Below are 24,257 nucleotides of genomic sequence, written 5' to 3' on the forward strand. Positions count from 1 at the left end.
CCGCTCCTTTTCCCCAGCCGGGAAATTACCGCGGAAAACTCCAGTTATGAACGGTCCAGTTTTTGGGGATCAGAGCAGTGGCATCCACGGTCGCTCGCGATAAGAAAACAGAGAGAAATCAAAGGTCATTTTATTAAGCCTTTGAATCATGTGAGAATCCAGGTTCTCCAGGCAGGCCATTTTAGGCCGGTTCTTCGCTGAAAATCAGCGCCGGTTTCTCACAGAAAAAAGCGACGCCATCTCAACAACTTGAGCAATCCCGGCTGCTGTTCTTCAGTCCATCCGTCGTTCCGAAACGGGTCTCGCCAAATTGGCTGGGGACCCGGCAGGAGGTTTTACTCCTGCTCCGCCATCCGATAGCCCACGCCCGGTTCAGTGCGCACGATCCGGGGCTGTGTTGGATCGCGCTCTATCTTCTGGCGGAGCTGGCCGATGAAGACACGGAGGTAATGCAGGTCGTCGCCATGGGCGGGTCCCCAGACTGATGTGAGGAGTGTGCGGTGTGTCACCACGCGTCCGGCATGGCGGGTGAGAAGCAGGAGCAGGTCATACTCCTTCGGCGTCAGGTGAACCGTTTCATCGGCGCGCGAGACAAGGCGTTTGACAGGATCGATCGTCAGGCCATCGATTTCCATGATCGTCGGGATAGCGTCGCGGCGTCCACGATGGCGCAGCGCGGTGCGGATGCGGGCCGTCAATTCGCCTATCCCAAAGGGTTTTTCGACATAGTCGTCTGCCCCAAGATCGAGCGCTGCAATCTTTTCGCTTTCGCGATCGCGGGCCGAGAGGATGACAATCGGGATGTCCGACCAGCCACGGAGGCTCGCGATAAGTTCCTTGCCGTCCATATCCGGAAGGCCAAGATCGAGGATAACGAGATCGGGCGCTTGGGTGGCTACGGCCTTAAGCGCCTCCGCGCCGGTCCCGGCTTCGACGACTTCATAGCCCGCAGCCGTCAGCGAAGGTTTCAGAAAACGTTGAATCTGCGGCTCGTCGTCCACCACTAGGATGCGGGACTGGCTCATGCGATGTCGTTCCTGCCTTCACTGCTTCCCGGAAAACGCATGACTATGCGCGTGCCTCTCTTCTTGAAGGCGGGACTTTCCGCATGGATCCGCCCGCCCATGGCTTCGACGAAGCCGCGAGCGATGGAAAGCCCGAGCCCGGTTCCCGGTGCGCGTCCGTCCGGCTTTCCTCTGCGATAGAATTTTTCGAAGATGCGGTCCAGATCTTCAGGCGGAATGCCCCGGCCGTGATCGGTGACGGAGATAAGCACATCGTTGCCGTCGCGCCGCGCATAGACATTGATCGGCTCGTCGCCACCATATTTCACCGCATTGTCCAGAAGGTTGAACAGCACTTGACCGATCAGAACACTGTCACCCCGGATCAGGGGCAGGTCAGAGGCAATACCCGTCTCGACGACACGTCCCGGCGCGTATTTGCGCGTCCGCTCGACGGCGGACTGCACCACGTCTGCGACATCCACCCAATCCTGTTTCGGCTTAAGCGTGCCCGCCTCGATGCGTGTCATGTCAAGCAAATTGGCGACGAAGCGGCTCATGCGGCCGCTCTCCTCCTCGATCGACTGCAGGAGATCGTCTCGGTTCTCAGGCGTCATGCGCTCGCCGAGCTGACGCAAACCGGTAACGGCGCCGGTGATTGTGGCCAGCGGAGTACGAAGGTCATGGGAAATGGAGGAGAGCAGCGCTTCCCGATACCGTTCGCCTTCCAGACGCGCGGCCTGCTCGACCGTTTCGTCGGCGAGGCGTGCCCGATCGAGCGCGATCGCCGTCTGGTCAAGAATGGCGGTCAGCGCGCGTTCGGCGTTCAGGTCGAGCCGATCGCCCCTGTGCTCGATGCCACAGACCCCGACGATGCCATGGGGTCCGAGCAGCGGGCGGAACTCGAAGCGGCTGTTCGGCAGCGTGCCCGTGCCGTGGCCGGCGGGCTCGCGCTTGTCATGGGACCAGCGAGCGGCGGTCATGTCCGTCACGTCGAGCTCGGCATCCGGCGGCCAGGCGGCGGCCACGCCGAGATCGCCCTTGCGCGGAACGAGCAGTACGACCTTGCGCTTCAGGCTCGCCTGCAATTGGGAGACAGCAAGCCAGATCGCGTCCTCGCCCTTTCCCGTGCTCGCGAGCTTTCGGGAGAAATCGTAGAGCGATTGCAGCGCAGTCGCGCGGATCCGCGCAACATCGGCCTGTTCGCGGATGCGCGAGGCAAGACCGCCTGCGATGATGGCCACGGCCAGAAAGACGAAGAGAGCGAAGACCTCATGCGGGGCTGCGATGGTGAAGGTGTGACGGGGATCGATGAAGAAGAAGTTGTAGGCGAGTGCGGAAAGAACTGCGGCGAGGAAGGCCGCGACGTAGCCGCCAATCATCGACGCGCCGAGAACGGCGAGCAGGAAAAGCAGGGATATGTTGGGCAGCACAACGAAGACGTCGATTGCCTTGCCCAGCAGCGTGGTTACAGCGACGAAACCCAGTGCCGTCAGCGCCGATTGCCGAAGCACGGCACTCGGTGGCACGATCAGAGTCTTGCCTGCCCGCTCGACCGTTGGGCCGTCCGGCGTGACGATATGGATGCCGAGACCTGACGCCTCACGCGCCAGAGTATCCGGCAAAGACCGCGAGACGAGCTTTTGCCAGCGGCTACGCTTGCGCGTGCCGATGACGATCTGCGTAGCATGCTCGCGCCGGGCGAGCTTCAGGATCTCCTCGACGAAATCATTGCCGATGATGCGGCGTGTTTCGGCGCCCAGTTGTTCGGCGAGACGGAAAAGGGTTTCGATGCACTGCAGGCGTTCCGGCGTCTCCACTTCCCGGTCGGCCCGCTCGATCGAGATAACCAGCCAGGGTGCGTTGAGCCCTGAGGCGAGACGGCTCGCGACGCGGACGACCTTCTCCGATAGTGGGTCGGAGCCGACGCAGACGATGAGGCGTTCGCCGGTGGCCCAGGGACCGTCGATGGCATTTTGCTTCAGATAGTCGACCATCTGGTCATCGACGCGGTCGGCCGTGCGACGCAGCGCCAGTTCGCGCAGCGCCGTCAGATTGCCGAGGCGGAAGAAGCGGTCGACGGCGCGGTTGGCGCTTTCGGGCAGATAGACCTTGCCCTCCTTCAGACGCTCGATCAGTTCGGATGGCGCAAGGTCGACGAGCAGAACTTCATCGGCGCGTTTGAGGACGACATCGGGCACCCGCTCGCGCACCGTGACACCGGTGATCTGGGCGACGAGATCGGCCAGGCTTTCGAGATGCTGAATGTTGAGCGCCGTCCAGACATCGATGCCTGATGATATCAGCTCCTCAATGTCCTGATGCCGCTTGGGGTGGCGGCTGTCCTCGGGGTTGGAATGGGCGAGCTCGTCGACGATGACGATGCGGGGACGCCGTTCAAGCGCCGCATCAAGGTCGAACTCCTCGAGCATCCGGCCACGATGAGCCACCCTGCGTCGAGGCAGGATCTCGAGACCGTCGAGTAGTGCTGCCGTCTCGCTGCGGCCATGGGTCTCGACCAGCCCGATGACGACGTCGATGCCGTCAGCCTTGAGGCGCCTGGCCCGTGAGAGCATCGCATAGGTCTTGCCGACGCCGGGTGCAGCACCCAGAAAAACGGTCAGCTTGCCCCGGCGGTCCTTATCCGCCAAGGCAAGCAATGCATCGGGATCGGGACGTCGGTCGTCCCTGCGGTCGTCATCCGCCATCTAGGTCTCACATATCAGAGTGCATCGAGCGCCAGGTTGAGCTCTAGCACATTGACCTTAGGTTCGCCGATAACGCCGAAGGCCGGATTTTCGGTGTGCTGCCCGACGAGCGAGGCGATGGCAGCCGGCGGTATTCCCCTCGCCTGCGCAACGCGCGCCACCTGAGCTTCCGCGAAGGCCGGCGAAATATGCGGGTCGAGACCGGAGCCGGAGGCCGTGACCGCATCAGCTGGGATAGGCTGCGCGATGCCGGTTTCGGTCAAACGGGCGACATCGGCTGTGACGCGCTCCTTCAATGTCGCCGAGGTCGTGCCGAGGTTCGAGCCGGACGAGGCTGCCGCATTGTAGGGGTCTGGCCCCGTCGCAGAGGGACGCGGCCAGAAATACCGGTCGGAGGTGAAGTTCTGGCCGATCAAGGCGGAGCCTACGACCGCGCCGTCGCGTTCGATCAGGCTGCCATTCGCGTTTGCAGGCATGACCGCCTGGGCGATGCCGTTGATCGTCAGCGGATAGGCGAGACCGGTGAGTGCGGTCATGGCGACAACGAGGGTAAGTGCGGGTCTGATATGGTTGAGCATGATTACACCAGATGAAGAGCGCTGACGGCAAGGTCGATGACCTTGATGCCGGCGAAGGGAAGGATCAGGCCGCCGAGACCGTATACCAAGAGGTTGCGGCGAAGCAGCGCTGCGGCACCCGACGGACGGTAAGCCACGCCCTTCAGAGCCAAGGGGATCAGCGCCACGATGATCAGCGCGTTGAAGATGACGGCCGAAAGGATGGCCGATTGCGGTGATGTCAGCCCCATGATGTTGAGGGCCTCGAGCGCCGGATAGGTGGCGACGAACAGCGCGGGGATGATGGCGAAGTATTTGGCCACATCATTGGCGATCGAAAACGTCGTGAGCGAACCGCGCGTCATCAGGAGCTGCTTGCCGATCTCGACGATCTCGATGAGCTTGGTCGGGCTTGAGTCCAGATCGACCATGTTGGCGGCCTCGCGGGCGGCCTGGGTGCCGGTCTGCATGGCGACACCGACATCGGCCTGGGCAAGGGCGGGGGCATCATTGGTGCCGTCGCCGCACATGGCGATCAGGCGGCCGCCCTGCTGTTCCCTACGGATATAGGCGAGCTTGTCTTCCGGGGTTGCCTGGGCGAGGAAGTCATCGACGCCGGCTTCTGACGCAATCGCGGCGGCCGTGACCGGGTTGTCGCCTGTGACCATGACCGTGCGGATACCCATGGCGCGCAGTGCTGCAAAGCGCTCCTTGATGCCGGGTTTGACGACGTCCTTCAGGTGGATGACGCCGAGCAGGCGATCACCATCGGCCACACCAAGCGGCGTACCTCCGGTGCGGGCGACCTGGTCGACGGCGCGGCGGAATTCGGCCGGCGCATCCTGTTCGGTCATCCCGGCAAACTTCAATACCGCATCGATGGCACCTTTGCGCAGACGGCGCTGACCGATGTCGACACCCGAAAGGCGCGTTTCGGCGGTGAAGCCGATGACCGCGTCGAACACGGCCTTTGGCATCGGCACGCCGAACTCACCGGTGGCGAGCGCCACGACCGAGCGTCCTTCCGGCGTTTCGTCCGATAGCGAGGCGATGAGGGCCGCTTCCGCGAGTTCGGCTGGTGTCACGCCTGGCGCAGCCAGAAAGTCGCTGGCCATGCGGTTGCCGAAGGTAATCGTGCCCGTCTTGTCGAGAAGCAGCGTGTCGACGTCGCCGGCGGCTTCGACCGCGCGGCCTGACGTGGCGATGACGTTGAAGCGGACCAGGCGGTCCATCCCCGCGATGCCGATGGCCGAGAGAAGGCCGCCGATCGTGGTCGGGATCAGGGTGACGAGCAGCGCTGCCAGCACCGTGACCGAGAGCACCGTGCCGGAATAGCCGGCAAGCCCCCAGATGGCGACGCAGACGAACAGGAAGATCAAGGTCAGGCCCGAAAGCAGGATCGAGAGTGCGATCTCGTTCGGCGTCTTCTGGCGCTGGGCGCCCTCGATCAGCGCGATCATGCGATCAACGAAGGAGGAGCCGGGCTGGACGGTGATCCTGATCTTGATCTCGTCGGAGAGCACCTGCGTGCCACCCGTGACTGCCGAACGATCTCCACCGGATTCGCGGATGACGGGGGCGGATTCACCTGTGATGGCGCTTTCATTGACCGAGGCGACACCTTCGATCACTTCGCCATCCCCAGGGATCAACTCGCCGGCTGCGACCAGCACGATATCGCCGACCTTGAGGCTGGAGGCCGGGATGGTTTCCGTCTTGCCATTTGTGCCAAGACGGCGGGCGACGAGTTCGGATTTGGTCTTCTTCAGGCTGTCCGCCTGGGCACGGCCACGGCCTTCCGCCACGGCTTCGGCGAAGGTGGCGAAGAGCACGGTGAACCAGAGCCAGGCGGCGATCTGGCCGGAGAAGCCGGCCTCGCCCGGATCGGTGGCGAGGTCGCGGATGAAGAGGATGGTCACGACGACTGCGACGATTTCGGTCACGAAGATGACCGGGTTGCGCATGAGCTTGCGCGGATCGAGCTTGACGAACGCGTCGCGGATTGCCGGAAGCAAGATCGTCGGATCGAGAAGACTGGGTGCCTTATTGTCCTTAGACATGGGTGTTCCTTCAGAAGGTCTGGCCAGCGAGCATGGCGAAGTGTTCGACGATGGGGCCGAGCACCAGGGCAGGCAGGAATTGCAGGCCGCCGAGAATGAGGATGATGCCGACAAGCAAGCCGACGAAGAGCGGGCCATCGGTCGGGAAGGTGCCGGCGGAGGCTGGCGACTTCACCTTGGCGGCAAGCGATCCTGCGATTGCCATGACCGGCACGACATAGGCAAAGCGGCCGAGCAGCATGGCGATCCCAAGCGTGGTGTTGTACCAGACAGTGTTGCCGGTGAGGCCACCGAAGGCCGAGCCATTGTTGCCGGCAGCCGACGTGTAAGCATAGAGGATTTCCGACAGGCCGTGCGGGCCAGCCGTGCCGACGCTTGCCACCGCAAAGGGCAGCATGGCCGAGACGGATGTGAAGCCGAGGATGACCAGCGGCAGGATGAGCACGGCGAGCATGGCAAACTTCATCTCGCGGCCCTCGATCTTCTTGCCGAGGAATTCCGGCGTGCGCCCGACCATCAGGCCGGCGACGAAGACGGACAGAATTGCGAAGACGAGCATGCCGTAGAGACCTGAGCCGACGCCGCCGGGCAGCACTTCGCCGAGCTGGATGAGGAACATCGGCACCAGGCCACCCAAGCCCGTAAACGAGCCATGCATACCGTTGACGCCGCCATTCGAGAGGCCCGTCGTGACAGCCGCATAAAGTGCGGTCATGGCCTGGCCGAAGCGGACTTCCTTGCCTTCCATGTTGCCGAGTGCTGGATCGACACCGATCGCCGTGAGGATGGTATTGCCCTGGGCCTCGGCCCAGTAGGTGACGGCGACGCCCGCAATGAGCAGGACGGCCATGGGCGAGATCAGCGCCCAGCCTTGGCGGCGGTTTCCGACCATCTGGCCGAAGGTGTAGACCATGGCCGCCGAGATCGACAGCATGGCGAAGATGTTGAGATAGTTCGACCAGGCGGTTGGGTTTTCGAAGGGATGCGCGGCGTTGACGTTGAAGAAGCCGCCACCATTGGTGCCGAGTTGCTTGATCGCTTCCTGGGATGCTACGGGCCCGAGCGAGATCACCTGGTTGGCGCCTTCCAGCGTCGTCGCCGTCACCGAGGCATCGAGCGTCTGGGGCAGGCCTATGGCGACAAAGGCAAGTGCGACGACGATGGCGAGTGGCAGCAGCACGTAGAGCGTGGCTCTCGTCATATCGACCCAGAAATTGCCGAGCGTTGCGATCTTTGAGCGGGCAAGCGCGCGGGTGACAGCGACTGCAAGCGCCATGCCGGTCGCGGCCGACAGGAAGTTCTGCACGGTGAGGCCGGCCATCTGGGAGAAATGGCTAAGCGTGGTTTCTCCACCGTAGTTCTGCCAGTTCGTGTTGGTGACGAAAGAGACCGCCGTGTTGAAGGCGAGGTCCGGTGGCATTCCTGCGAAGCCTTGCGGGTTGAGCGGCAGATAGGCCTGCAGCCGCAGCATAGCGTAAAGCGCGAGGAAGCCCGCGAGCGAAAAGGCGAGCATGGCAAGCGTATAGCCGAGCCAGCTCTGCTCCTTCTCGGGGTTGATGCCGCTGACGCGGTAGAGATCATGCTCCACGCGACCGAGCACGGGCGAAAGAAAGGTCGGCTCGCCAGAAAACACCCGCGCCATGTAGAGGCCGAGTGGTTTGATGACGAGGAGGACGGCGAGGAAGAGGAGGCTGATTTGCAGCCATCCGACAAGGGTCATGAATTTGCTCCCGATCAGAAACGCTCGGGACGCAGCAGCGTCACGACGAGATAGATGCCAAGGGCGATGGCGACAAAGAGGCCGAAGAGGGGTTCAAGCATTTGCGCTTCCCTCAAAGCCGGTCGAGCGCGCGGGCGTAAAAAGCGAGCACGAGAAGTGTGCCAGAACCAAGCGCGATAAAGATGAGGTCGGGCATATCAGGGTCTCCTGTTGATACAGAAGAAAGATTAGGTGCGTTTCGGGTCAGGCTTCGATTGGGAAGACGTGGGAGGGGAATAAAGAAAAGATAAGGATACACCCGCAGGGCTGACTGGAGATACATGACCGCTGGTGCTTGCAGCACGGAATAGTCCCTATCCCGTTCGAGCGAGATGTCCGCTTCTTGGTGCGAGGATGCCGACGGGTACGACCGAATTGGAGGCGCGAAGCGGTCGCTACTAACGAGCCGCATATGGCTCAAGTCCATTTGGGTATCTTCGCCTTGATGGGAATCGAACCAGCGCTCCGTAGGACGGCCCCTCCATTACAACCATTGCAACCAACCCGCACCTTCAGTTATTGCAGTTAGAGGCCTTGTTCGCTATATTGACGGCTAAGGAGATACATCATGGCCAGCCAGATTGTTCATTTCGCCAGACTGTCAGATCGCGACCGAAAAATAGCAACGCCATTGCCAAAGCTGGTTGCCGGCGACAGGCTGGAACTCCACGTTCGTGATGCAGGTGGCAAGCAGCAGATGCTCCCGATCCCGCCCTCAGCCGCCGCGGCTGTTGAAGCTCTTCTAGCGCACATGCTGCGCGGAGAGGGTGTCGCCGTGCTGGCCGAGGACCAGGAACTAAGCCCCAGCGAAGCTTCAGCCATTCTTGGCATCTCCCGCCCGCTCGTCGTCCTGCGCATGGACCGGGGCGAGCTGCCATTCCGCTACGTCGGCAAACACCGCCGCGCCCTCCTTAAGGATGTGCTCGCGTTGAAGTCGAAGCTTGACAAACGACAAACGGCGATGGGAGCGCTAGTGGAGGACACAGAGGACCTGATCGAGACCTATGGCCTCTAATCCGCCCGTCGCGGTCTACGATGCCTGCGTTCTCTACCCGTTCCACCTGCGCAACATTCTGATCCAGTGCGCCTTCGACGGTCTCGTAGAGGCGCGCTGGACTGACGATATACATGATGAGTGGATGCGCAATCTCGCCGCCAACACACCAGGCTTGTCCATCGAACGCCTAGAAGCTACGCGCGACCGGATGAACGCTGTCCTCCCAGAGGCAGCGGTGGCGAACCATCGCCCGTTTATTGCGGATCTCGCGCTACCGGATCCCGACGATCGACATGTCCTCGCGGCAGCCATCGCAGGCAAAGCCTCCGTCATCGTTACCTGGAACCTTAAGGACTTTCCCGCAAAAAACCTTCTCGCCCATAGTGTGACCAGCAAGTCGCCAGATGATTTTCTGACCGATCTCTATGCGGCATTTCCGGAAGCGCTAATCTCCAGCGTCAGAAGTGCGAGGCATAATCTGCGTAAGACAATCCCATCGGTTGAGGCATTCGTCGACGCGCTTGATCAAGGAGGGTTGAAGAAGTTTTCAGGGGTACTTCGCCGGAATATAACCGGATTGAAGTGAGCCGGCGCAATCCTTGAAAAAACTGCCGAGGGTGCGCGACGACTTCGTTGGGTTACCGCGTCGCCCTCGCCAGCTTCAAGGATTTTTAACTGTCTGCCCCTAATTCCGCACGCCCTCGGCCTGAGGCCCCGAGAACCTGCGGAATGACACATGCCAAACAAAGACCTTTCCAAACTCCATTTTCAGAAGAAGATTTCGACCTACTGCGATGTCCGTATTGCGCCCGTCGCGCCGGATTGGGTCGTAGAGAACATACGGCCGTACCTTCTGGGTTTGATCACCTTTAAAAAGACGCCTGCGCTTGCGAGCAACCGGTATGACTGGCGGCAGATCGCACACGATTGTGGGATCAATGAAGCGCTGACCATAACGTTGAGGAAACAACTGCGACCAGCGCTGGATGCAATCATGCGCTGGCTGAATGAGCCGCCTGTAGAAGACGACGCGCCGAAAGGCAAAATTCTGCGAGCAGCACCGAAATCCGGTGCCACGGGACAGTTTACCCCCTCCCCGACGAACCAGCATCACGAAGTCGAAGAGGTCGAGAGCTCGCCCTCACCTGGCCGCCCGGGCCCCAAGCCGAAACCAGTTTCTGACAAACCAGAACCATTATTCGAGGCCAACGAAGACCCTAGCTCATTCGCCGACGCACTCGCCTATCAAATGCGCCGCTTTGGCGAGAGTTACTGGCAACTCCACCGGGCAGTCGTTCGCATAGACGAAACCTTTGATGCGAGGACCTTGCTGTCGTGGATTGAGGGCCAGCGTGTGCCTCGCTCGGTGGCAAGCTTCGATATCCTTTGCCGGATCGAGCGCAGATATGGCTTGGAGCGAGGCTACTTCAAAGCGAAACTGCCACATCAGTCCAGATCGCTATATGGCCACGATCTGGAAGACATCAGCCCGGCGGAGCGGCGCCGGCTAGCCTGGCATCTTCCCGACGACTTCGGCAGCCTGCCTTTTTCAAAGCGCGAAGAGATCCTAGAATGGGTCCGGCGCGTCATCATCTCGGGGTCGACGGATTACAGACGGTTCCAGGCGGCAGCGACGAAGCAGCGCTACGCAATCCGGTTCCCTGGGATCACATACGGCGGGAGTGCACTCACTCCTCGACTAGCGGCTTCTAGCTGGCTGCGAGATGAGGACGAAAAAGGGCCTACGACCGAGGCGCTGGAGGATCCAGATCTGCTCTCCGGTGTCGTTGATGCACCCCCTCGGCTTGCGATGGAAATGGCAGACCTCATCCGCTTCAAGACGTCGACACTGACCGAGATAGGCTACCGCAGGAATGGCGTCTGGAATGAGGAGACAGCCAGCCAGAAGATCGAACATCTTGGTCTGATGTTTGGGGCACTTGCGGCATCCCCGAACGGAGTTGTCAAAGGTCGAGGCGTGCAGCTCAGCCAACTCACCTTCGGTCTCCTGATCTTCCCGGGCGTGTGGGACTGGTATTTGCAATGGCGGGAGCGCCGTCGCGGCTTCTTCACCAAATGGGAGGAAGACATGCTAATGGTGGCTATGGCCCTCACTCGCGCTGAAGTCGGCTGGATCCGCCAACATCCCGAACTGTTGCGCAACGTGAAGCCGATCGAAGGACTGATCACGACAGACGAGATTGCGGCTGCTCGTCGAGATTGGCACGGTGCGTGCGAGGACTTCCATCGCCATGCAGCCAATCGATCAAAAGAAATCCAGCGGGTGATGCGGGTCCACCGCGATCCATTCGAGCCAATTATGTGCGTACTGGAGGCAGATAGCCCGCTCGCTGAATATCGCAAGATAACCGAGGAGATCTTGAAGCGGATGCCCGATGAGCATCGTTACCCGCGGGCAGCCGCGGAGGCAGTCCGTTCGTTTCTGATGCTAAGGCTTGGCTTGCATCTCGGCCTCAGGCAGAAAAACCTTCGGCAATTGCTGGTCTGCCCGCGCGGGCAAGTCCCGACCGCAGAACGCCGGCTCGAAGACATGAAGCGCGGCGAACTGCGTTGGAACGAACGGGAGCGTGGATGGGAGGTCTTCATCCCGTCCAACGCGTTCAAGAACTCGGGCTCATCTTTTTTCGGGCAGAAGCCGTTTCGTCTGGTGCTGCCGGATCTTCTTGATCTCTACACCTATCTCAATGCCTATATCGAGCGGCATCGGAAGGTGCTTCTGGGTCGCGCGCATGATCCGGGAACGCTTTTCGTCAAAACCGTCAAAACGACCAGTATCGATGCGGCGTATAATCAGACAACATTCTACGAGGCTTGGCGGTTGGCGATTCAGCGCTACGGCATATACAATCCGTATACCGGCCGCGGCGCAATTAAGGGTCTGCTACCGCATGGCCCCCACAATGTCCGAGACGTGCTCGCCACACACATCCTAAAGCAGACCGGATCCTATGAGCAGGCAAGTTATGCCATCCAGGACACGCCTGACGTCGTGCAGCAGCACTACGGGCGCTTTCTGCCGCAGGACAAAGCAGCATTGGCGGCGCGGATCCTCAATCAGGTATGGGAGGCGGCGTAGTGTGGCGGACGCGTCGCTCGGCCCCCTCGAGGCATTTGCGCAAAATGTCCACGTCCGTCTAGGGCACTGCCTGTCGTCTCCGCGTTGAAGGGATCTGAACCACCGACCCCCGATTTAGTCCGCTAAGCGATTGAAAACCCGATTGCTTAAAGCAAGAAAAGCGTGGGCTGCAGCGTAACGTTGAATAATAAAACTAAATCCGAATGAAGATGGCGCGAAAGTCGTTGACGTTGGTCAGCGTTGGCCCGGTGACGACCTGGGCGTCCATAGCTGCGAAAAAGGAATGGGCGTCGTTCCGCTCAAGCGCCGGACGTGGATCGCGACCGCGGTCCACCGCATCCTTAAGGACGTTCGGACCAATGACGGCGCCGGCCACCTCGGCCGCGCCATCGACGCCGTCTGTATCACAGGCCAACGCATGAATGCCTTCGGCCCCGTCCAGCGCCAGAGCAAGAGCAAGGCAGAACTCCGCATTGGGTCCGCCGATGCCATCACCGCGCCGGGTGACCGTGAGTTCCCCGCCTGAGAGCAGGAGGATTGGGGAATCGCCAGGCTTCATTACTGACTGCAAGGCCAGCGCTTCTTTCGCCTGTGCTGCAGCCACCTCCCGCGCCTCGCCTTCCAGCGCATCTCCCAGCAGGCGCACGTCGCAACCGGCCTCCGTCGCGAGGGCTGCAGCCGCCTCCAGCGACTGGCGCGGCGCGGCATAGATGACGTTTCGGGTGCGGGCCAGGCGAGGATCGTCGGGCTGCACGACACCTGAGCCACGGGAGAGCGCCTCGCGGACGGACTGGGGCACAGCAACTTTCCATCGGTCGATCACGGCAAGAGCATCGTCCGGTGTCGAGGGATCGCCGACCGTCGGGCCGGAACCGATAAATGCAGGATCGTCTCCGGGCACATCCGAAATGATCAGCGCAAGCAGATGCGCTGGCCAGGCTGCCGCGGCCAGTTGCCCGCCCTTCACCTTGCTCAGATGTTTGCGCACCGTGTTCATCCGGTCGATCGGCGCACCGGAGGCAAGAAGCGCCTGATTGACCGCCTGTTTTTCGGCGAGTGAGACTCCGAGCACCGGCTGGACCAGCAACGCGGAAGCGCCGCCTGATATCAGAGCGAGAACAAAATCGCCTTCCCCTGCGCTCTCGGCCAATGCGAGCATCCGGGCGGTGGCTGCGAGGCCCGCCTCATCCGGCACCGGGTGGGCGGCCTCGACAATCTCGATTCCCTGACAGGACCGAGCATAGCCATAGCGCGTGATGACGAGGCCCTCGCAGGGGCCCCAGGCCGCCTCGACGGCTTCGGCCATGCGCGCGCTCGCCTTGCCAGCGCCGATCACGATCACGCGTCCCTTCGGCTTCTCCGGCAGGTAATCTTTCAGCGAACGCATGGGATCGGCGACTTCGACGGCCCGATCGAACAGGCGTCGAAGGAAGAGGTCGGGTCGATGGATCATGGTATGTCCTTCAAGCCGCTGGTGTCGCGGATGACGAGCTCCACCGCCGTGAGCGTCTCCGGCTCGGGACGTTTGCCCTCCTCCAGCCAGGCCAGGATCGTGGCCGCGATGCTGCGGCCAAATGCGGCGATGCCGCAATGGACGGTGGAGAGCGCCGGAAAGACCTGGCTGCATTCCTCGATATCATCGAAGCCGACCATGCGGAAATCCTGCCCGACATTGCGCTTCAGCTTGGCAAAGCCCGACAGCATGCCGAGTGCAACCAGATCGTTGAAACAGATCGCGGCGTCGATCTCCGGATGGGTGCGTGTCAGTTCCTCGGCCGCCTCGCGGCCGAAGCTGCGGCTTGCCCGGCCCGAGAGCACAAACGGCTCCATGCCGGCTTCGGTGAGCGCCTCGAAGTAGCCAGTCATGCGCTCGCGCGTGACGGCGCGGTCGGCGAGACCGCCGACAAAGGCGATGCGGCGGGGCGAAAAGGAGAGGAGATGCCGGACGGCCAAAAGGCTACCCAAGCGGTAGTCGGGGGCGGCAAAGGGGAACTGCTCGACGCGAGGATCGACCTTGCGCAGTACCTGCATGGTCGGAATACCGCCGCGCGCAATCGCATCAAATGTGCTGCATTCATCGCCATAGGTCGGGGACAGGACCAGCGCAGAAACGCCGTGCTCGATCATCGCGCCGACGACCTGGGCCTGGACGGCCGGGTCTTCGTCAGTGTTGGCAACGACCGTGGCATAGCCTCGCGCGGACAGGGCCATCTGCAGCGAGGTCGCGAATTCCGTGAAGAACGGGTTGCGGAGATCGTTGATGACGAGGCCGATCAGCCCGACATTCGAAGACCGGAGGTTGGCGGCAGCGCGGTTATAGACATAACCCACCTTGTCCATGGCCTCACGCACCAAGCGGCGCGTCTCCTCCTTGACCAGCGGACTGTTCTGCAGGACGAGGCTGACGGTGGATTTGGAAATCCCCGCCACGCGTGCCACATCGATGATCGTCGGCCGCCGCTCCATGCCCGTCAGTAGACTCCGTTCAACTCAGCCAAGACCCGCATCCTTCTCACGGCAAGCTCCGGATCGGCAAGCAGATTTGCCTGATCGGCCAGGCGGAAAACCTCCGCGTAGTGGACGACATCGCGGCTCGACTGGAAGCCCGCCGGCATGATGAAATGCCGCTGGTGGCCATTCAGCCAAGCGAGAAAGGCAATACCAGCCTTGTAGAAGCGGGTCGGGGCGCGGAAGATTTCGCGGCTGAGCGGTACGGTCGGTTTCAGCAGGCGGTGATAGGTTTCAAGATCGCCGGCAGCCAGCGCGTCAAGCGCCTGCGAGGCCGCCGGTGCGATGGCGGCGAAGATGCCGAGCAGCGCATGGGAATAATGTTTGCTGTCGCCGGCGACCAGGTCGGCATAGTTGAAGTCGTCGCCGGTGTAGAGCCGCACACCCTCCGGCAGGCGGGCGCGAAACGCCTCTTCATGCGCCTGATCGAGCAGCGAAATCTTGATGCCGTCGACCTTGCCGGGGTTCTCGCCGATCAGGTCGAGCACGAAGTCGCTTGCGAAGGCGACGTCCTCGCTGCCCCAATAGCCCTTCAACGCCGGATCGAACATGTCGCCCAGCCAGTGCAGGATGACGGGTTCGCGCGCGCCGTCGATCAGCCGGCGGTAGACGGAGCGGTAGACATCCGGCCCGGCTCCCATGGCGGGGAAGGCGCGCGAGGCCATCAGGATCAACTGACCGCCGGCGGCCTCGATCGCTTCCGCCTGCGTCTGATAGGCGGCTGCAATTTTGTCCGCGGTGGTGAGGTCGGCGAGCGTCAGATGATCAGTCCCGGCCCCACAGGCGACGCGCGGCTTCATCGGATGCGCCTTAGCGGCCACCATCGTCCGCTGGATCAGTTCCAGCGCCGTCGGCCAATCGACCCCCATGCCGCGTTGGGCCGTGTCCATGGCTTCGGCGAGACCGAGGCCCTGATCCCAGAGCGAGGTGCGGAAGGCAAGCGTGCCATCCCAGTCGACCGCCGGTCGCGTGTCCCAGGGATTACGTTCGCTGAGAGGATCGGAGACGACATGGGCAGCGGCAAAGGCTGTGCGGGTGAGCGGATGCATAGGCGCGCGTGGTGTCAGCGGCGTTCCGGTGAGGTGATAGTCTTCGATGCGGCCATCGGCGGTGGGCAAGGCAATCATGTAGGAGATCCCTGAGTTTGAACGGCGAGGTCGAAGACGAGGATGCCGTCGAGACCACCCTCGGCATGGACAACCAGACGAGCACCGAAGCGCTTGTGGTCCGGATGGACCTGGTAGGCTTCGAGGGCTGCCCAGTCGGTGAAATCGGCGACGAAGCCGTGCAGATAGCCGCGTTCGATGCGCTCCGGGCTTTCGCTGCGGCCCGATGTGATCGACAGCAGCCCCGTCACCTTGCCTTCGATCTGATGCAACTCGGCGAAGAGGTCTTCGATGACGGCAGGCGAGACCGTCGGCTGGAAACGGATGAGCACGATGTGGCGGATCATTGCGACACTCCGTGATCGGCCTTGATCATGTCAGCTGCCTTTTCGGCGATCATGATGGTCGGTGCATTGGTGTTGGACGAGACTACGGTTGGCATGATCGAGGCGTCGATGACGCGCAGGCCTTCGATACCGTTGAAGCGCAGACGCGGATCGACGACGGCCTCAGGGTCCGAGCCCATGCGGCAAGTGCCGGCGGGGTGATGATCGGTCTTCGAATGGCGGCAGGCATAGTTGAAATAGTCCTGGTCGCTTTGCACATCCGGCCCCGGAAGGCGCTCGGCCTTTACATAAGGCTTCAAGGCATCCTGGCGCATGATGTCTCGGGCGATCTTCAGGCCACGGATCGACATTTCGCGGTCGTGTGGATCTGCCCAGTAGTTGGGGTCGATCAACGGTGCTGAGAGCGGATCGGCCGAGCCGAGCCGGACGGTGCCGCGTGACCTCGGGCGGAGATAGGCGGAATTCAGCGTGACGCCACCATTGGCCATGGCTGCCACACCGGCCTCGATGCCGGAGCCGAGGCCGAGATGGAACTGGATATCCGGCGAGCGGGCTTCCGGATCGGCATACCAGAACCCGCCCGTTTCAAAGAGGCTCGAGGCGACCGGACCACTCTTCGTCAGCAGATACTGCAGGCCGGCGAGCACCGAGAGATGCGGCTTGGCGAAGCGGTCATAGGTATGCGGCCCGCTGCATTCGGCGATGACGAAGAGATCGAGATGGTCCTGCAGATTGGAGCCGACGCCGGGCTGGTCGAAGACGATGGGAACGCCGACCGAAGCCAGATGGTCGGCAGAGCCGATGCCTGAGAGCATCAGGAGGCGCGGACTGCCGATTGCGCCCGACGAGAGCAGCACCTCCCGTTCGGCACGCACCACGCCGTCACCGGCGAGTTCAACACCGACTGCGCGCCCGTTTTCGACCACGAGCTTCAGCACCTGCGCATCCGTGCGTATGGTGAGGTTGGGGCGTTTGCGTGCGGGGTTGAGATAGGCAATCGAGGCCGAGGAGCGGCGAACATTGCGCTGAGTCAGCTGGTAGTATCCGACACCATCCTGCGTTTCGCCCGTCATGTCGCCATTGAAGGGGATGCCGAGTTCGGCTGCCGCCTTGAAGTAGGCCTCGCAGATCGGCAGCGGCGCCGAAGGCTTGCTGACACCGAGCGGCCCGCCCTTGCCGTGATAGCGGTTGTCGAAGCTGTCATTGTCCTCGGCCTTGCGAAAGTAAGGCAGGACGTCCTCATAGGACCAGCCTTCGCAGCCCATCTGGCGCCAGTCGTCGTAGTCGAGCGCATTGCCACGGGTATAGATCTGCGCATTGATGCTGGAACCGCCGCCGATGACCTTTGCCTGGGTGTAGCGGATCACCATGTTGTTCATGTGCCGCTGCGGCACCGTGCTCCACCCCCAGCTGCCGATACCCTTGGTCATCTTCGCAAAACCTGCGGGCAGATGGTAGAAGGGATGCCAGTCGCGCCCGCCTGCCTCGAGCAGGAGCACGTTGAAATCGGGATTTTCCGACAGCCGGGCCGCAAGCACCGAGCCCGCCGAACCGCCACCGACAATGATGAAATCAAAAGCTTGCCGCATACAAATCTCCTAGAGGCGGGCCAAGGACAGGCCGCCGTCGACCGGAATGACGGCCCCATTGGCGAAGGCGAAACGTCCTTCCGCCAGCGGCACGACCACACTGCCGATATCGACCGGCTGGCCCCAACGTTGCGCCGGGACGAGCCCGCCCTCGATCCGCGCCGTGTATTTGTCCTTCACGCCCGCCGTCATCTCCGTCTCGATGATACCGGGTCTGAGTTCAAAAACGCCGATGCCATGCGGCGCCAGGCGCAGTGCGAAGAGCTCCGCCATCATGCCGGCACCGGCCTTGGAGATGCAGTATTCCGCCCGCTCGATCGAAGCCATGCTGGCGCTCACCGAGGTCACGAAGACGATCGAACGATAGCTGTCGGACGGGGCCTTCAGCATGCGCCGCGCGACCTCCTGGGCGAGGAAAAAGGCGCCGCGCAGATTGACGCCTAGCACGAAGTCGAAGCTGTCGGGCGCGAGCTCCAGCATGTCGCCGCGCACCTTGGCGGGCACGCCGGCATTCGACACGAAGGTGGTGACTGGGCCGAGGCGTGCTTCAACCTGGTCTAGGACCAAGGCGACGTTGTCGATATCCTGAAGGTCGTGGCGGATATAGATCGCAGCATCGCCCAGTTCCGCAAGCGCTGCCTGTACCTGTGGCGCATCGTCTTCGGACCTCGACGCGAGCGCGAGCTTATAGCCGGCGCCGGCTAGCTCGCGGGCGATGCCGAGGCCGATGCCCTGCTGGCCTCCGGTGATGAGTGCGACCTTGCTCACGGCTTAAACTCCGTTTCGATGATGTGCTGGCCCGACCGCAGGGCGAGTGCGGCGATTGTCAGGGCCGGGTTGACGGCGGCCGAGGTTGGCAGGATGGATGCGTCGACGATGAAGAGATTGCGATGATCGTGGCTGCGCCCGAAACTATCGACCACGCTCGTCATCGGGTCCGAACCCATGCGCGCCGTGCCGCATTGGTGGGAGGGCGTGCGCCGGTCGAAGGGACGCGAGAGCACGACCGGGTAGCCGGCTTTCCGGATCAGTGACTTCAGCCTGTCGACCAGAGCGAGATGCGCCTCCCAGTTCGACCGCTTCCAGTCGAGCATGATCCGACCGTTCCGGACCGTCACGCGGCTCTCCGGGTTGGGCAGATCCTCGGACATGGCATAGAGATCGATCGATCTATCCGCGATCCAGTGGGCGAGCGGGCGCGGCAGCGGCGAACTCACAGCGAGGATCGGGCCGGTGATCTTGCCGAGCAGCTGGATATTGCCGAGCGGTTCGCCATTCGGTCCGCCCGTCAGGTAGAAGTCGTTGACCAGCAGGGTCTTCTGATAGATCGACGAATTGCGCCTGAAAGGGTGGAGCGCCAGGACCGCCGAACAATTGTGGTTCATGAAGTTGCGACCAACCTGGTCGGAGCGGTTTGCGAGACCTTGCGGTTGGTTTTCATCCGCCGATGAAAGCAGGATGGCAGCGCTTCTGACGGCACCGGCCGAGAGAACCACCAGCGGTGCCGAAAGCACCTTTTTCGCGCCGTGGTCCAAGACCTCGACCCCGGTGATCTGACCGCCCTCTCCCGCCAGCAGGCGCGTGACTTCGCATCCCGTCGTAAGCGATACGTTGGGATGGCGAAGCGCGTGCGCGAGGCTAACGGTCTCCGCATCCTTCTTGCCGCCGCAGGTATCCGGGAAGGCGTCCCAGGTCGTTTTCCCATGGGCGAGCCATTGGTCGATATCGACACCAAGTGGCAGGGAAGCCGGGTGGAGACCGACGGATTTTAACCGACGGCGCAGATCGGCGATAGTGGGCTCGTCAGGTACGGGGCGATGGTCATAGCTTCTGGAATGGGGCGGTTCCGTCGGGTCTTCGCCCAGTGTTCCCCGGACTTCGAACAGGTGTTCGGCCCTCTGATACCAGGGCTCCAGACTGTCGTAACCGATTGGCCAGCCCGGCGTCGTGCCGCCCAGATGGCGCAGGGGGGAGAAATCTTCGCGGCGATAGCGCAGCAGCACAGCGCCGTAGAATTTCGAATTGCCGCCGACATTGTAGTAATTGCCGGGATTGAAGAGCTGGTTGTCGCCATCCAGCCACTCCTCCTTCGGCCTGAAATGTGACTTGCCGAAAATGGCTTCCGGATCCCGGTCTGCCGGCGACGGCTGCAGCCTTTCGCCCTTCTCGACGATCAGGATTCGCCTGCCCGTCGGTGCAAGCTGTGCGGCAAGCGTTGCGCCCCCCATGCCGGAACCGATGATGATGACGTCTGCGTCGCTCATGGCTTTATGCGCTCTTCCGTCTTGGGATCGAAGGCCACGGCCTTTTCCATGTTGACCGCGAATTCGAAATCGTCGCCACCTGATATATCGACATCGGCGCGCATACGGGCGATCACATCCTTGCCGCCAAGGCCCATGGTTACGAAGGTGTCGGAACCTGCGGGCTCGGTGACGATGACACGGTTCTTCAGGCTGACGATGTTCTGCGATTTGCGGTCGGCACCTTCGGGATCGGTGATCGCCTCCGGTCGGATGCCGAGCAGGATCTCCCGTCCGTCCCAAGCGGCAAGACTCGGCTGGCTGAAGGCGAGCAGGCTCTTCGATCCATCGCCCAACACGACTTCGGCATGGGGCGCGCCATCGCGAACAACGACACGTGCCGGCACGACATTCATCGCCGGGCTTCCCATGAAGGTGGCGACGAAGACATTGGCCGGGGTGTCGTAGATTTCCTTCGGCGTGCCGAGCTGCTGGATATAGCCCTTGTTCATGACCGCGATGCGGGTCGAGAGCGTCATCGCCTCGATCTGGTCGTGGGTGACGTAGACGATAGTGCGCTTGAGCTTGGCATGCAGCTTCTTGATTTCGGTGCGCATGTCGACGCGCAGCTTGGCATCCAGGTTGGACAGCGGCTCGTCGAAGAGGAAAACGTCGGGATCGCGCACCAGCGCGCGGCCCATGGCCACACGCTGACGCTGCCCGCCGGACAGCTGGCCCGGCTTGCGGTCGGTCAGGTGATCGATCTGCAGCAGCTTGGCGACATCGAGCAATGCCTTGTCCCGTTCCGGCTTCGGCACACCATGCATCTCAAGGCCAAAGGTGATGTTCTGGCCGACGGTCATGTTGGGGTAGAGCGCATAGGACTGGAAGACCATGGCGATGTTGCGCTTCGACGGATGGACCCCGTTGATGACGCGGTCCTTGATCGCGATTTCGCCCGACGAGATGCCCTCCAGGCCCGCGATCATGCCGAGAAGGGTCGACTTGCCGCAGCCGGAGGGGCCGACGAGCACGAGGAACTCGCCCTCCTCCACCGAGATGTCCACGCGATGCAGGACTTCGAGCTGTCCGTAGGACTTGGTGACGTTCCGGATGTCGAGAAAGCCCATGATCTTATCCTTTGACTGAACCGGCCATCAGTCCGCGCACGAAATAGCGCCCGGCGACGACGTAAACGAGAAGGGTGGGAAGGGCGGCGATGATCGCGCCCGCGAAGTGGACGTTGTATTCCTTCACACCCGTGGAGGACTGAACGAGGTTGTTGAGTGCTGCCGTCATCGGCTGGCTGGTGCCGCCGAAGGAGACGCCGAACAGGAAGTCGTTCCAGATGTTGGTGAACTGCCAGATGACGGAGACGACGGTGATCGGGCCGGAGACCGGCAGCAGGATGCGCCAGAAGATGCGGAAGAAACCGGCGCCGTCGATCTGCGCCGCCTTGACCAGTTCCGTCGGGAAGGTGGCGTAGTAGTTGCGGTAATAGAGCGTGGTGAAGCCGATGCCGTAGACCACATGCACCAGGACCAGTCCGGGAACCGTGCCGGCGAGACCGAGTTTGCCGAGCACCAGCGCCATCGGGATCAGCACGATCTGAAACGGAATGAAGCAGGAGAACAGCATCAGCCCGAAGACGATGGTGTCGCCGCGGAAGCGCCATTTGGTGAGCACATAACCATTGAGCGCACCGAGGATCGTCGAGATGGCGACAGCGGGGACGACCATCAGGATCGAGTTCAGGAAGTAGGGCTTGAGGCCGGTGGGCGACACGCCGATCTGGGCGGTCGACCAGGCGGAGCGCCAGGCATCGAGCGTCCAGGTTTCCGGCAGCGCCATCATGTTGCCGCCGGTGATTTCTGACAGCGGCTTCAGCGAGTTGATGCCCATCACATAGAGCGGCAGCAGGTAGAAAAGCGCGAAGAGGAGAAGCACCAGATAGATGAAGGTGCGGGTGACGCGACCGGTCCTGACGGCGGTGTCCTGGCTGACGGCAGACATCAGTTCTTCTCCTTCAGTTCGGCATAGAGATAGGGAACCATGATGGCCGCGATGGTCATCAGCATGATCACGGCCGAGGCAGAGCCGACGCCCATCTGGTTGCGGGTGAAGGTGTAGGAATACATGAAGGTCGCGGGCATCTCGGTGGCGCGGCCCGGGCCACCGCCGGTCAGCGCAATCACGAGGTCGTAAGACTTGATCGCGAGGTGACTGAGGATGACGAAGGCGGAGAGAAAGGCCGGTCGCAGCATCGGGATGACGATGCGCCGGTAAAGCTGGAAGCTCGAGGCACCGTCGATCTGGGCGGCCTTCAGGATCTCGTTGTCGATGCCCCGCAGGCCTGCGAGGAACATGGCCATGACAAAGCCGCTGGTCTGCCAGACCGCCGCGATAACGATGGTGTAGACCGCCATGTCATTGTCCTTGATCCAGGTGAAGGAGAAACTCTCCCAGCCCCAGAGGCGCATGATGCGTTCGAGACCGATGCCCGGATCGAGGAACCACTTCCAGGCGGTACCGGTGACGATGAAGGACAAAGCCATCGGATAGAGATAGATCGGACGCAGCAGCCCCTCGCCCCTTATCTTTTGGTCGAGGAAGATCGCGAGCATCAAGCCGAGTGCGGTGCAGATGACGATGTAGAGGCTTGCGAAGATCGCGATGTTGCTGATCGCGATGTGCCAATTCTCCTGGGCCCAGAGCCGGCTGTAATTGGTGAGGCCGACGAAGGTGTAGAGCGGCAGCATCTTGGAGCCGGTAAGGGACAGGAAGATGGTGAACAGGATGAAGCCGTAGACGAACAGCAGGGTAACGGCGAAGGACGGTGCCAGCACCACCTTGGGCAGCCAATCCTGGATGCGCGTGCGCAGGTCAGCCCCGGTCGAGCTTGTCATGAAGGTTCTCCCTGTAGGGTACGAATAGACCGACGCCGCCTCACCTGGCGGACGGCGTCGGAGGTGTCACAGGCAACGAGGAGCGTTGCCCGCGACGGGGAGGTTACTTCGCAGCGGCGACGGCTTCGCCGAGCGCCTTGGCGGCCTCAGCGCCATCCTTGAAGCCACCATTGAAGGCCTTGGTCACAACGTCATAGACGGCGTTCTTCACGGCGGCCGGTGCTGCATGGCCATGGGCCATGGAGCCGAAGAGCGAACCGGCCGAGCTTGCTTCCGCCAGATCCTTCATGCCCTTCTTGCCGCAATCGTCGAAATCCGTGTCCGGCACGTCGGTGCGGGCCGGGACCGATCCCTTGACGACGTTGAAGGCCGACTGGAATTTCGGGCTTTCGATCGACGAGGCCATGGCCATCTGTGCCTTGATCTTGTCGTCGCCCGAGACGTTGAACATCGCGAACTGGTCCGAGTTGAACGTCACCGACCCCTGCGTTCCGGGGAAGCGGATGCAGACGAAGTCTTCACCCGGCTTCTTGCCGGCCATCAGGAATTCGCCTTTGGCCCAGTCGCCCATCATCTGCATGCCGGCCTTGCCGTCGATGACCATGGCCGAGGCCAGGTTCCAGTCACGGCCCGAGAAGTTGTCGTCGACATAGCTGCGCAGCTTGATCAGGCGATCGAAGGCATCGGCCATGTCGGGACCGGTGAGTGTCGCTTCGTCGAGATCGACGAAGGCCTTCTTGTAGAAATCGTTGCCCTTGGAGAGAACGACGCCATCGAAGACGGTCGCGTCCTGCCACGGCTGGCCACCATGGGCGAGCGGGGTGATGCCGTTTGCCTTCATCTTGTCGAGAACGGCGACGAGTTCGTCCCAGCTCTCGGGCGCCTTGCCACCGGCAGCATCGAGAGCGGCCTTGTTGATCCAGACCCAGTTGGTCGAATGCACGTTGACGGGCGCTGCGATCCAGTGGCCGTCATACTTCGAGAACTTCTGCAGCGCTTCCGGCACGACCTTGTCCCAGCCTTCGGCAGTGGCGACTTCGTCGAGATTGCCGAGTGCGCCCTGCTCTGCCCAGTCGAGGATGTCGAAACCGAGCATCTGGACGGCGGTCGGCGGATCGCCTGCGGTGACACGGGCACGCAGCGCGGTCATGGCCGCTTCACCGCCGCCACCGGCGACCGGCATGTCGACCCAGCCGATCCCCTTGCTGTTCAGATCCTCCTTCAGAACGTTCAGGGCTGCGGCTTCACCGCCCGAGGTCCACCAGTGGAGCACCTCCACATCGGTGGCATGAGAGATGCCGGCGGTGCCCGCCAGCATGGTTCCGGTAATCAGCATGGTCTTGAAAAGGCTACGCATGTTTTCCTCCTGTTTGATG

The 24,257-nt window shown here is 62.0% G+C and carries 21 protein-coding genes; 3 read left to right on the forward strand and 18 right to left on the reverse strand.

All coding sequences use genetic code 11. The features are described from left to right. Positions 1-335: 335 nt before the first annotated feature. The 7 genes from FJQ55_RS21820 to FJQ55_RS21850 are packed head-to-tail and all read right to left on the reverse strand — an operon-like array spanning position 336 to position 8,515. Positions 336-1,025: a response regulator gene (locus FJQ55_RS21820; protein WP_140832013.1), complete on the reverse strand. Its 690-nt coding sequence runs from the start codon at positions 1,023-1,025 to the stop codon at positions 336-338. Continuing rightward, the gene (locus tag FJQ55_RS21825) at positions 1,022-3,712 is read right to left on the reverse strand and encodes a sensor histidine kinase (protein WP_140832015.1); all 2,691 of its coding nucleotides are present in this window, start codon (positions 3,710-3,712) and stop codon (positions 1,022-1,024) included. Before FJQ55_RS21825 ends, FJQ55_RS21820 begins: the two co-directional genes overlap by 4 nt. Positions 3,713-3,726: 14 nt before the next feature. After that, positions 3,727-4,290, reverse strand: a complete 564-nt coding sequence (kdpC, locus tag FJQ55_RS21830; RefSeq protein ID WP_140832017.1) for a potassium-transporting ATPase subunit KdpC — start codon at positions 4,288-4,290, stop codon at positions 3,727-3,729. 2 nt (positions 4,291-4,292) lie between these two features. Next, on the reverse strand, positions 4,293-6,329 hold the full coding sequence (kdpB, locus tag FJQ55_RS21835; protein WP_140832019.1) for a potassium-transporting ATPase subunit KdpB: 2,037 nt from the start codon (positions 6,327-6,329) through the stop codon (positions 4,293-4,295). Between the two features lie 10 nt (positions 6,330-6,339). Further along, positions 6,340-8,049, reverse strand: a complete 1,710-nt coding sequence (gene kdpA, locus FJQ55_RS21840) for a potassium-transporting ATPase subunit KdpA (RefSeq protein WP_140832021.1) — start codon at positions 8,047-8,049, stop codon at positions 6,340-6,342. 14 nt (positions 8,050-8,063) lie between these two features. After that, positions 8,064-8,150 (reverse strand): K(+)-transporting ATPase subunit F, encoded by an 87-nt coding sequence (kdpF, locus tag FJQ55_RS24030; RefSeq protein WP_113377767.1) that lies wholly within the window; start codon positions 8,148-8,150, stop codon positions 8,064-8,066. Positions 8,151-8,161: 11 nt separating this feature from the next. After that, entirely contained in the window at positions 8,162-8,515 is a 354-nt protein-coding gene (locus tag FJQ55_RS21850) for a hypothetical protein (RefSeq protein ID WP_208758258.1), read from the reverse strand. Between the two features lie 141 nt (positions 8,516-8,656). Between FJQ55_RS21850 and FJQ55_RS21855 the strand changes: the two genes are divergently transcribed. The 3 genes from FJQ55_RS21855 (at position 8,657) to FJQ55_RS23510 (ending at position 12,182) form a co-directional block, all read left to right on the forward strand. Beyond that, positions 8,657-9,103: a MerR family transcriptional regulator gene (locus FJQ55_RS21855; RefSeq protein WP_140832025.1), complete on the forward strand. Its 447-nt coding sequence runs from the start codon at positions 8,657-8,659 to the stop codon at positions 9,101-9,103. Beyond that, the gene (locus FJQ55_RS21860; protein ID WP_140832027.1) at positions 9,093-9,671 is read left to right on the forward strand and encodes a PIN domain-containing protein; all 579 of its coding nucleotides are present in this window, start codon (positions 9,093-9,095) and stop codon (positions 9,669-9,671) included. Before FJQ55_RS21855 ends, FJQ55_RS21860 begins: the two co-directional genes overlap by 11 nt. Before the next feature lie 150 nt (positions 9,672-9,821). Then, positions 9,822-12,182, forward strand: coding sequence for a hypothetical protein (locus FJQ55_RS23510; RefSeq protein WP_167507784.1), 2,361 nt, complete (start codon positions 9,822-9,824; stop codon positions 12,180-12,182). 193 nt (positions 12,183-12,375) lie between these two features. Here FJQ55_RS23510 and FJQ55_RS21870 read toward each other — a convergent pair whose 3' ends face one another. From FJQ55_RS21870 to FJQ55_RS21920, 11 genes are all read right to left on the reverse strand, one after another. Further along, the gene (locus FJQ55_RS21870; RefSeq protein ID WP_140832029.1) at positions 12,376-13,635 is read right to left on the reverse strand and encodes a glycerate kinase type-2 family protein; all 1,260 of its coding nucleotides are present in this window, start codon (positions 13,633-13,635) and stop codon (positions 12,376-12,378) included. After that, entirely contained in the window at positions 13,632-14,648 is a 1,017-nt protein-coding gene (locus tag FJQ55_RS21875; RefSeq protein ID WP_140832031.1) for a LacI family DNA-binding transcriptional regulator, read from the reverse strand. The genes FJQ55_RS21870 and FJQ55_RS21875 overlap by 4 nt, the downstream gene beginning before the upstream one ends. A 5-nt stretch (positions 14,649-14,653) precedes the next feature. Further along, positions 14,654-15,817: a dihydrodipicolinate synthase family protein gene (locus tag FJQ55_RS21880; protein WP_140832033.1), complete on the reverse strand. Its 1,164-nt coding sequence runs from the start codon at positions 15,815-15,817 to the stop codon at positions 14,654-14,656. Then, positions 15,814-16,143, reverse strand: coding sequence for a Dabb family protein (locus tag FJQ55_RS21885; RefSeq protein ID WP_140832035.1), 330 nt, complete (start codon positions 16,141-16,143; stop codon positions 15,814-15,816). Before FJQ55_RS21885 ends, FJQ55_RS21880 begins: the two co-directional genes overlap by 4 nt. Beyond that, on the reverse strand, positions 16,140-17,732 hold the full coding sequence (locus tag FJQ55_RS21890; RefSeq protein ID WP_140832037.1) for a GMC family oxidoreductase: 1,593 nt from the start codon (positions 17,730-17,732) through the stop codon (positions 16,140-16,142). The genes FJQ55_RS21885 and FJQ55_RS21890 overlap by 4 nt, the downstream gene beginning before the upstream one ends. Before the next feature lie 9 nt (positions 17,733-17,741). Continuing rightward, positions 17,742-18,500, reverse strand: a complete 759-nt coding sequence (locus tag FJQ55_RS21895) for a 3-ketoacyl-ACP reductase (RefSeq protein WP_140832039.1) — start codon at positions 18,498-18,500, stop codon at positions 17,742-17,744. After that, positions 18,497-19,996 (reverse strand): GMC family oxidoreductase, encoded by a 1,500-nt coding sequence (locus FJQ55_RS21900; RefSeq protein ID WP_140832041.1) that lies wholly within the window; start codon positions 19,994-19,996, stop codon positions 18,497-18,499. Before FJQ55_RS21900 ends, FJQ55_RS21895 begins: the two co-directional genes overlap by 4 nt. Then, a complete protein-coding gene (locus FJQ55_RS21905; RefSeq protein WP_140832043.1) occupies positions 19,993-21,105 on the reverse strand; it encodes an ABC transporter ATP-binding protein in 1,113 nt (370 codons plus the stop codon). The genes FJQ55_RS21900 and FJQ55_RS21905 overlap by 4 nt, the downstream gene beginning before the upstream one ends. Before the next feature lie 4 nt (positions 21,106-21,109). Continuing rightward, complete coding sequence (locus tag FJQ55_RS21910) at positions 21,110-21,988, reverse strand: carbohydrate ABC transporter permease (protein WP_140832045.1); 879 nt, start codon at positions 21,986-21,988, stop codon at positions 21,110-21,112. Continuing rightward, a complete protein-coding gene (locus FJQ55_RS21915; RefSeq protein WP_140832047.1) occupies positions 21,988-22,881 on the reverse strand; it encodes a carbohydrate ABC transporter permease in 894 nt (297 codons plus the stop codon). The genes FJQ55_RS21910 and FJQ55_RS21915 overlap by 1 nt, the downstream gene beginning before the upstream one ends. Before the next feature lie 103 nt (positions 22,882-22,984). After that, positions 22,985-24,238: an ABC transporter substrate-binding protein gene (locus FJQ55_RS21920; protein WP_140832049.1), complete on the reverse strand. Its 1,254-nt coding sequence runs from the start codon at positions 24,236-24,238 to the stop codon at positions 22,985-22,987. Positions 24,239-24,257 lie beyond the last annotated feature (19 nt).

The sequence above is a fragment of the Rhizobium glycinendophyticum genome, assembly GCF_006443685.1.
GTDB classification, from domain to species: Bacteria; Pseudomonadota; Alphaproteobacteria; order Rhizobiales; family Rhizobiaceae; genus Allorhizobium; species Allorhizobium glycinendophyticum.